A 6277-nucleotide genomic window follows, 5' to 3' on the forward strand; every position below is an offset into this window, starting at 1 on the left:
GAAAAAGAGCGTATACTATTCCAGGCCAAAGCCTTTTTAGCCGTTGCACAAGCACCCCCAAAAATGTATCTCATGTTATCTCAACGCGGTGTTTCAAGTCAAGGCGGTTGTTTCAGCTCATTCACGGCTCGCGGGATTCTCGTCCGGCAACGATCTATACCCTTGAACCGTATAATAGGCTGCCCTGTCAAAGAAATAGACGAGCCGCTCTCCAAGCTCAAACATCCGATAGATGTCCACGGCCCTCTCCCATACGCCGAAGGAGTGGGTAAACATCCAGACGTGCTTCTTGAGCAGGCTTAAAGAGCTTACGAGGTCCTCCGGCTGCACCGTATCCTGCCGGCGTCTCTTGCCCAGATCGTGATAGAAGGCCTTGAGCTCGCTTTCGCTCTTCTCTCCTTTCAACCACGATTTGAATTGGCTCATGATGTACGTCGCCCTCGCCGCAAGCTCTTCGCGGTTAAGGCCGTGATATGACTTTGTCGATGGATTGGTCTTTATATCGTCAAGCCACAGGCCAACGATTTTCTCGGAATTCTCTTCCACGGCTTGCACGAGCACATCGGAAAGCAAGTCTTCGGCGTGGCCGACCCTGTCTCTGAAGGCGCTCTCCACAAAGGTTTCAAAGGAGTCACGGATGCTCCATAGGTCCCGTTTCAGCTCTACGTACTTCTGAACGGCCTTCTCCTGGGAATCAAAGGCAAGCTTAGGCAGGCTCATGGTGGGGAAATATCTGCACTCCGATGCATCGTCTCCGGCCGCATGAACGCCCCCCACGTTCTCCGCTTCAAATGTGACGATGAGAAGTTCTCCATAGACCGGGTTCGTGTGGGAGTCCACATCCACGAGCTGCGCGATCTTCCCTTGAACGCCGGTCTCCTCTCTCAGTTCCCTGAGCGCTGCGTCTTCTATGCTTTCACCCACCTCCGCGAAGCCGACGGGCAGGCACCACATCCCCTGATAAGGCTCCTTTGCCCTTTTCACGAGAAGTATCTCTCTATCCCTGTTCGAAACGATTACCGATGCAACAGGGAGCGGGTTCTCATAATAGGTTTCTCCGCAGCCTTCGCAGTGCTGTCTCTGCCTGCCCTCTAACACACGGAAGGCAAGTCTTTTGCCGCAGAAGTTACAAAACAGCTTTTGTCTCATTTTCTCGCCAGGAAAATTCGATCGTCTTTATTCAGGCGCACCTCGCCTTTTGTTGCCAACTCTTCTATCATGGTCGTCTTCACCCTATCCGGATCTACGTCTTGGGCGATCAGTTCTCCTTTAAAATCGATGTATTGAGCCAAATCCTGTTCCTCGCCTTTGCGAAAGATCAAGCTATTCTTGTAGTCGATCTCTGTTATTCGGCGAAAATACCGGCCGAGAATCGCCACTCCGTTCTCCGCAGAAAAACGCTCCACGATCTTCTTCAAGTTCTTGAAATCGAAGTATTCTTCCCCTTCCTGAAGCATACGATTGCTGTGGGTTATGGCAACAAAGACCCCGTCCTCCTGAAGAAGCCTTTCTATCTCCGGCAAGGCCTCCGGAAAGAAATAGAGGGAATACGCACACACAACAAGATCGAAACTCCCCGAAGGAAACTCAAGTACCGCCGGGAGGTCTACCCTCTTAAACAAAACGTTTTCGGAGTGCGTTTTGGCAGACTCGATGAAGGGTGGACCGTTCTCGGCGAGACAGTCCACGCCCACGATAAGATCAAACGAACTTGTGAGCCCCTGCTCAAACCAGCCGTATCCGCAACCCAAATCAGCCATGCTCTGTATCGTATCCCATGGAATCTCGTTTTTCACCACATCTCGAACATCCCTTGTGTTTTGTGAGTGGGCGCTTATTATCTTGCCGATCTTAGCGTGAAGGGGGTAATTCGAATAGCTTTTGTAAATGTCGCTCGCCACAGCTTATCTCCCGGGGCTACCCGCAAATCACCGCAGGCTTCGTACATAGGGTCGCTTTTCTCGCCCCCGTTCTGGGGTGCAAGAGCGCCATACCGGTTGTGAATTAGCGAGCCTCCGAACCGGATCGGCCTACGAAAAAGCGCCCTTCCCTTGCCGCAACAGCTCGGCCTCCTCATTTACAAGGCGCACCACCGTGGATGGTTCGCTTATCACGATGCCTCCGTCAATAACGACATCCACCGAGCCCCGAAAGAGCTTCTCTATGTGTCGTGGATCTGTGAGCGGCTCTTCCTTTGAAACCTTGGCGCTCGTGTTGATCACGGGTCTTTGCATGAGTCCTGCTATGGCAACGGGTACCGGGTGCGCTGGGATTCTCACGCCCACCTCTTTTCTGTCCGTCATAAGGAGCTTGGGTATGATCTTTCTTGCCTTGAGCACAAACGTGTAAGGGCCCGGCAAGTGCCTCTTTAAGACCTCGAAAGAAAAATCGCTCATCACAGCATATTCGCTCACATCTTTTAAGTCTCTGCAGATTATGCTTAAGGCCCTTCTGTCGTCCAGCCTTTTGATGGCATAGAGCCTCTTTATGGCTTTTATGTTGAATAGATCACACCCCATTCCGTAGTATGTGTCCGTAGGATAGGCAATGATACCGCCCTCGTTGAGCGTCTTAAGGATCAACTCAGTGACCTTCTTTCTCGGTCTCTCGGGGTTCCACTCGATGATCATCTCTTGCTCATCCTCGGTGTGTAAAGTCTCGGCCGGGCCGCCTCACTGGGCGCGAAGCCCTGCCGGCCCAAACGGATCTTACTATAGTATAATTCATGAGACGTATTGTGGAATAGATTTTTTTATCCCTTGGTGATATATAAGGAGCATGCCCATAAAGGTTGTCTTTCTCGACTGTGACGGCACCCTGACTACCATAAGGAGCAGTTGGGAGTATCTGCACCGCAGCCTCAATCTCTGGACGGAAAACGCCGACGCGTACCAGGCGCTCTTCCGCGCCGGCAAGATAGACTACTATGAGTTTTGCCGAAGGGACGCCCTTCTCTGGAGGGGCTTGCCGCTGTCCAGGATCCACGAAATGGTGCGCCAGATTCCTTACCGGGAGGGCGTGCGTGATGGTATGGCAACCCTTAAGAGGTTAGGCATCTTTACGGTCATCATATCAACCGGGCTCTCTGTTCTCGTGAACCACGTGAAAGACGATCTGGGTGTGGACATGGCTTTTTCAAACGAACTCACGAATGATGGAAGTTCTCTAACGGGCGAGGCGAAAATATGCGTAGAGTATGATCGTAAGGGGTCTCTCGTGAAAGACGTTCTCAGAGATCTCGGGCGTGCGCCCGGCGAGGCCGCGGCCATTGGTGATGGTGATGGTGACGACGCCATGTTTGAAGAGGTGGCGCTTGCGCTCAATCTTTCGGGTGGTCACCGGTCGCGGGGGTCCGGCCGGGCAAAATCGGTTAGCGGTTTCCTTGATGCGATCTTAGCCATAGAGAACCATGTTTAGCGATCGTCAACTGCGGGGGCTTTTCCTTGTGTTCCTGGTTCTTTGTCTGGCGGCGTGCGCCCCGAGAAAGATTCTTCTCTATGAGGCGCCGAGCTCGACAAGGGCTGACGTTGTGCGCACGGCTCTCGCTATGCAGGGTAAGCCATATAGAAGCGGGGCCAAGGGGCCCGATTTCTTTGACTGCAGCGGGCTCGTGTACTACGCCTATAAACAGTCCGGCATCTTCCTGCCGCTCGGCGCCGAGGATCAGGGCAACGCGTGTTACGAGGTTGCGCCTGACGGTGTGCGACCGGCGGATCTCGTTCTCTTCAAAATAGGAAAAGACTTACACATCGGCATTATGGTGACGAAAAACGAGTTTGTTCACGCCTCCAAGTCCCGGGGCGTGGTCGTAGACCACGTTGATTCTGCCTACTGGCGAAGAAGGCTTGTAGGATACAGAGCCGTGCCTTAAGGCGGGGTGCTATCTTCCTGAGGCGGCGCGCGCAGAGCGCAGGAACTCTCCAAACCCCATCATTTTATAGTGCCTGCCCTTAACGTAAGCGAGCAGCATCTTAAAATCGTCCTTTGACATATAGCCGGGTATTTCAACTATCCTTTTTCCTGTGCTTTCGAGAACGAGCGTTGTGGGCGTGCCGCGCACGCGGTATGCCAGCGCGGTGGCTTCTTGTTTGTCCACGTCGACCGGAACGTACACCGTGTCGTTTTTCAGTGAGTCGGCTATGGTTCTGTCGTTGAGCACATTCTTCTGCATCTGTTCGCAGTAGACGCAGTGCTGGCTGAAGAAATAGGCGACTACGGGCTTGTCTTCCTGCCTTGCTCGCTTTTTTCCCTGGGTGAGGGCGTCTGCGTGGGCGCTCGTATGGCAAAAGAAAAAAACGAGGACTAGAAGTGTAGTTGCAAGCGGTTTTTTCATGGGACTCTATTGTAACCGAATTTGGGCTTTCGGGCAATAGCGCCTTGCCCTCGGGTGTGTCATATTGTATTGACTTCTTTGTTTTTCTCCGTTAGACTTATGCTGTTCGTTCAGCAAAAAACTATTGAAATATTTTGCCCGTTATATTATTATCGTTTTTTAAACCTATCAAGGACGCGTTAAGTTTTCCACATATGTGAAAAAATTGTTGATGTTTTTGAAACATGCTTGATATCCTTTCACAAATAAAGCCGAAGATCGCCACCGTTATAAGCGAGGACAGCTACAAAACGTGGATAGAGCCCCTTACGCTCCTCGATTACAAAAACAATACGTGTTTTGTTGTTGTTCCAAATGCGTTTTTTAAGGATTGGATCGTTGAAAATTTCGAGCCCCTGCTTCTTACGCTTCTTAAAGACACGGCCAGCCAAAGCGTGAAGATAGAGTACATACTGAACAAAGAGAATGGTTCGGCAGAAAAAAGATTGGAGAAGAAGAATGTGCTTGTGCGCAAGAGCGCGGCCTACAACCAGTTCAACCCTAAGTATGTGTTTGAAACTTTCGTGGTCGGTTCGAGCAACCAGTTCGCCAACGCGGCCTGTCTCGCTGTAGCAACGAACCCCGGTAAGACCTATAATCCGCTCTTCATATACGGAGGGGTCGGTCTCGGCAAAACTCACCTGCTCAACGCGATCGGTAATTTTGTGCTCGGCCATGGGAATGTCAACCCGGACCGCATTTGCTATATAACCGCCGAAACGTTTACGAACGAGCTTATTAACTCCATACGCTTCGAAAAGATGGACGACTTCAGAAACCGATTCAGAAAGATGGATATCCTGCTTATTGATGATATCCAATTCATCGCGGGAAAAGAGAGGACTATGGCGGAATTCTTTCATACCTTCAACGCCCTCTATGACAATATGAAACAGATAGTCGTGACAAGCGACAAATTTCCGAGGGATATTGAAAATTTTGAGGAGCGCTTGAAATCCAGGTTTGAGTGGGGCCTCGTGGCAGACATACAATCCCCGGACCTGGAGACTAAAGTCGCCATACTTAACAAGAAGGCGGAAAGCGAAAAGATAGCACTGCCTCTGGATGTCGCTTTTTTTATTGCTTCCAACTCCGAGGATAGTGTTCGTTCCCTGGAGGGAACGCTGATTCGGGTTGGGGCTTATGCTTCTCTTAAGGCAGAACCGGTCTCTATCGAATTAGTGAAAGACATTATGAGTCACATTATAAAAGAAAAAGTCAAAGAAATAACCTTTGACATGATACTTAAGGAGGTCTGTGCACATTTTGCTGTGAGCGCAACGGACATTAAGTCCGAGAAGAGGGTCCGGTCCGTGCTTGTACCTCGCCAGGTCCTTGTCTACCTTTCCAGAAAACTGACCGATCTTTCGCTCGTCAGTATAGGAGAGAAGCTCGGCGGTAAAGATCATGCCACCATCATCCACTCCGTGAAGAAAATCGAAGCCGCTATGAAGGAAAAAAAAGAGTTGAAAAACTCTGTTGAAAAAATAGAACAAAGGCTAAAATCAACATGAGTACACAAATAGCTCTTGATTATAAACAGGTGTTGTTTTGCGTTCCCTTTTTGATCACGGGAACTTATAGTGCTTTCCACATTTTCACAGCACTTATGTTTAAGAAGGAGTTTATATATGCAAATAATAGTAGATAGAAATGTTATTTTGCAACCAGTCTCTAAAGTGGTAAGCATTACAGAAAAAAGATCTCTTATGCCCATACTCTCCAACATACTTATTGCCTTCGGAAAACAGAGGGCGATTGTCTACTCCACGGATCTCGAGATAAGTGCCATCACGTATATAGACTGCAAAGCAGAGGAAGAAAGAAAGATAGTAGTCCACGGAAGAAAGTTTCTTGATATCTTAAAAGAGTTGGATAATGGGGATATTACCGTAAGCATCCAGG

At 49.8% G+C, this 6277-nt stretch carries 8 protein-coding genes; 4 read left to right on the top strand and 4 right to left on the bottom strand.

The window, feature by feature from the left end:
* Nucleotides 1–117 precede the first annotated feature (117 nt).
* The 3 genes from VMT62_06170 to VMT62_06180 form a co-directional block, all read right to left on the bottom strand.
* Nucleotides 118–1149: an NUDIX hydrolase gene (locus VMT62_06170; protein HVN95995.1), complete on the bottom strand. Its 1032-nt coding sequence runs from the start codon at nt 1147–1149 to the stop codon at nt 118–120.
* Nucleotides 1146–1901 carry a class I SAM-dependent methyltransferase gene (locus tag VMT62_06175; GenBank protein HVN95996.1) on the bottom strand — a complete coding sequence of 252 codons (756 nt, stop codon included), beginning with the start codon at nt 1899–1901 and terminating at the stop codon, nt 1146–1148. The genes VMT62_06170 and VMT62_06175 overlap by 4 nt, the downstream gene beginning before the upstream one ends.
* Before the next feature lie 129 nt (nt 1902–2030).
* The gene (locus tag VMT62_06180; GenBank protein ID HVN95997.1) at nt 2031–2630 is read right to left on the bottom strand and encodes an L-threonylcarbamoyladenylate synthase; all 600 of its coding nucleotides are present in this window, start codon (nt 2628–2630) and stop codon (nt 2031–2033) included.
* Nucleotides 2631–2778: 148 nt separating this feature from the next.
* On the opposite strand from VMT62_06180, the gene VMT62_06185 reads away from it, so the two are divergent.
* Nucleotides 2779–3417 carry an HAD-IB family phosphatase gene (locus tag VMT62_06185; protein HVN95998.1) on the top strand — a complete coding sequence of 213 codons (639 nt, stop codon included), beginning with the start codon at nt 2779–2781 and terminating at the stop codon, nt 3415–3417.
* Nucleotides 3410–3871, top strand: a complete 462-nt coding sequence (locus VMT62_06190) for a C40 family peptidase (protein ID HVN95999.1) — start codon at nt 3410–3412, stop codon at nt 3869–3871. The genes VMT62_06185 and VMT62_06190 overlap by 8 nt, the downstream gene beginning before the upstream one ends.
* A 9-nt stretch (nt 3872–3880) precedes the next feature.
* On the opposite strand, the gene VMT62_06195 is transcribed toward VMT62_06190, so the two are convergent.
* Nucleotides 3881–4333 (bottom strand): thioredoxin fold domain-containing protein, encoded by a 453-nt coding sequence (locus VMT62_06195; GenBank protein ID HVN96000.1) that lies wholly within the window; start codon nt 4331–4333, stop codon nt 3881–3883.
* 224 nt (nt 4334–4557) lie between these two features.
* On the opposite strand from VMT62_06195, the gene dnaA reads away from it, so the two are divergent.
* Nucleotides 4558–5886, top strand: a complete 1329-nt coding sequence (dnaA, locus tag VMT62_06200) for a chromosomal replication initiator protein DnaA (protein ID HVN96001.1) — start codon at nt 4558–4560, stop codon at nt 5884–5886.
* A 117-nt stretch (nt 5887–6003) separates the two neighbouring features.
* A partial coding sequence (locus VMT62_06205) for a hypothetical protein (protein ID HVN96002.1) occupies nt 6004–6277 on the top strand: 274 nt, incomplete at its 3' end.

The sequence above is a fragment of the Syntrophorhabdaceae bacterium genome (assembly GCA_035541755.1).
Classification (GTDB): domain Bacteria; phylum Desulfobacterota; class Syntrophorhabdia; order Syntrophorhabdales; family Syntrophorhabdaceae; genus PNOF01.

Coding starts and splice junctions, on each gene's coding strand:
- VMT62_06170 (HVN95995.1), bottom strand. CDS start 1,149: ATGAGACAAAAGCTGTTTTGTAACTTCTGCGGCAAAAGACTTGCCTTC.
- VMT62_06180 (HVN95997.1), bottom strand. CDS start 2,630: ATGATCATCGAGTGGAACCCCGAGAGACCGAGAAAGAAGGTCACTGAG.
- VMT62_06185 (HVN95998.1), top strand. CDS start 2,779: ATGCCCATAAAGGTTGTCTTTCTCGACTGTGACGGCACCCTGACTACC.
- VMT62_06190 (HVN95999.1), top strand. CDS start 3,410: ATGTTTAGCGATCGTCAACTGCGGGGGCTTTTCCTTGTGTTCCTGGTT.
- VMT62_06195 (HVN96000.1), bottom strand. CDS start 4,333: ATGAAAAAACCGCTTGCAACTACACTTCTAGTCCTCGTTTTTTTCTTT.
- dnaA (HVN96001.1), top strand. CDS start 4,558: ATGCTTGATATCCTTTCACAAATAAAGCCGAAGATCGCCACCGTTATA.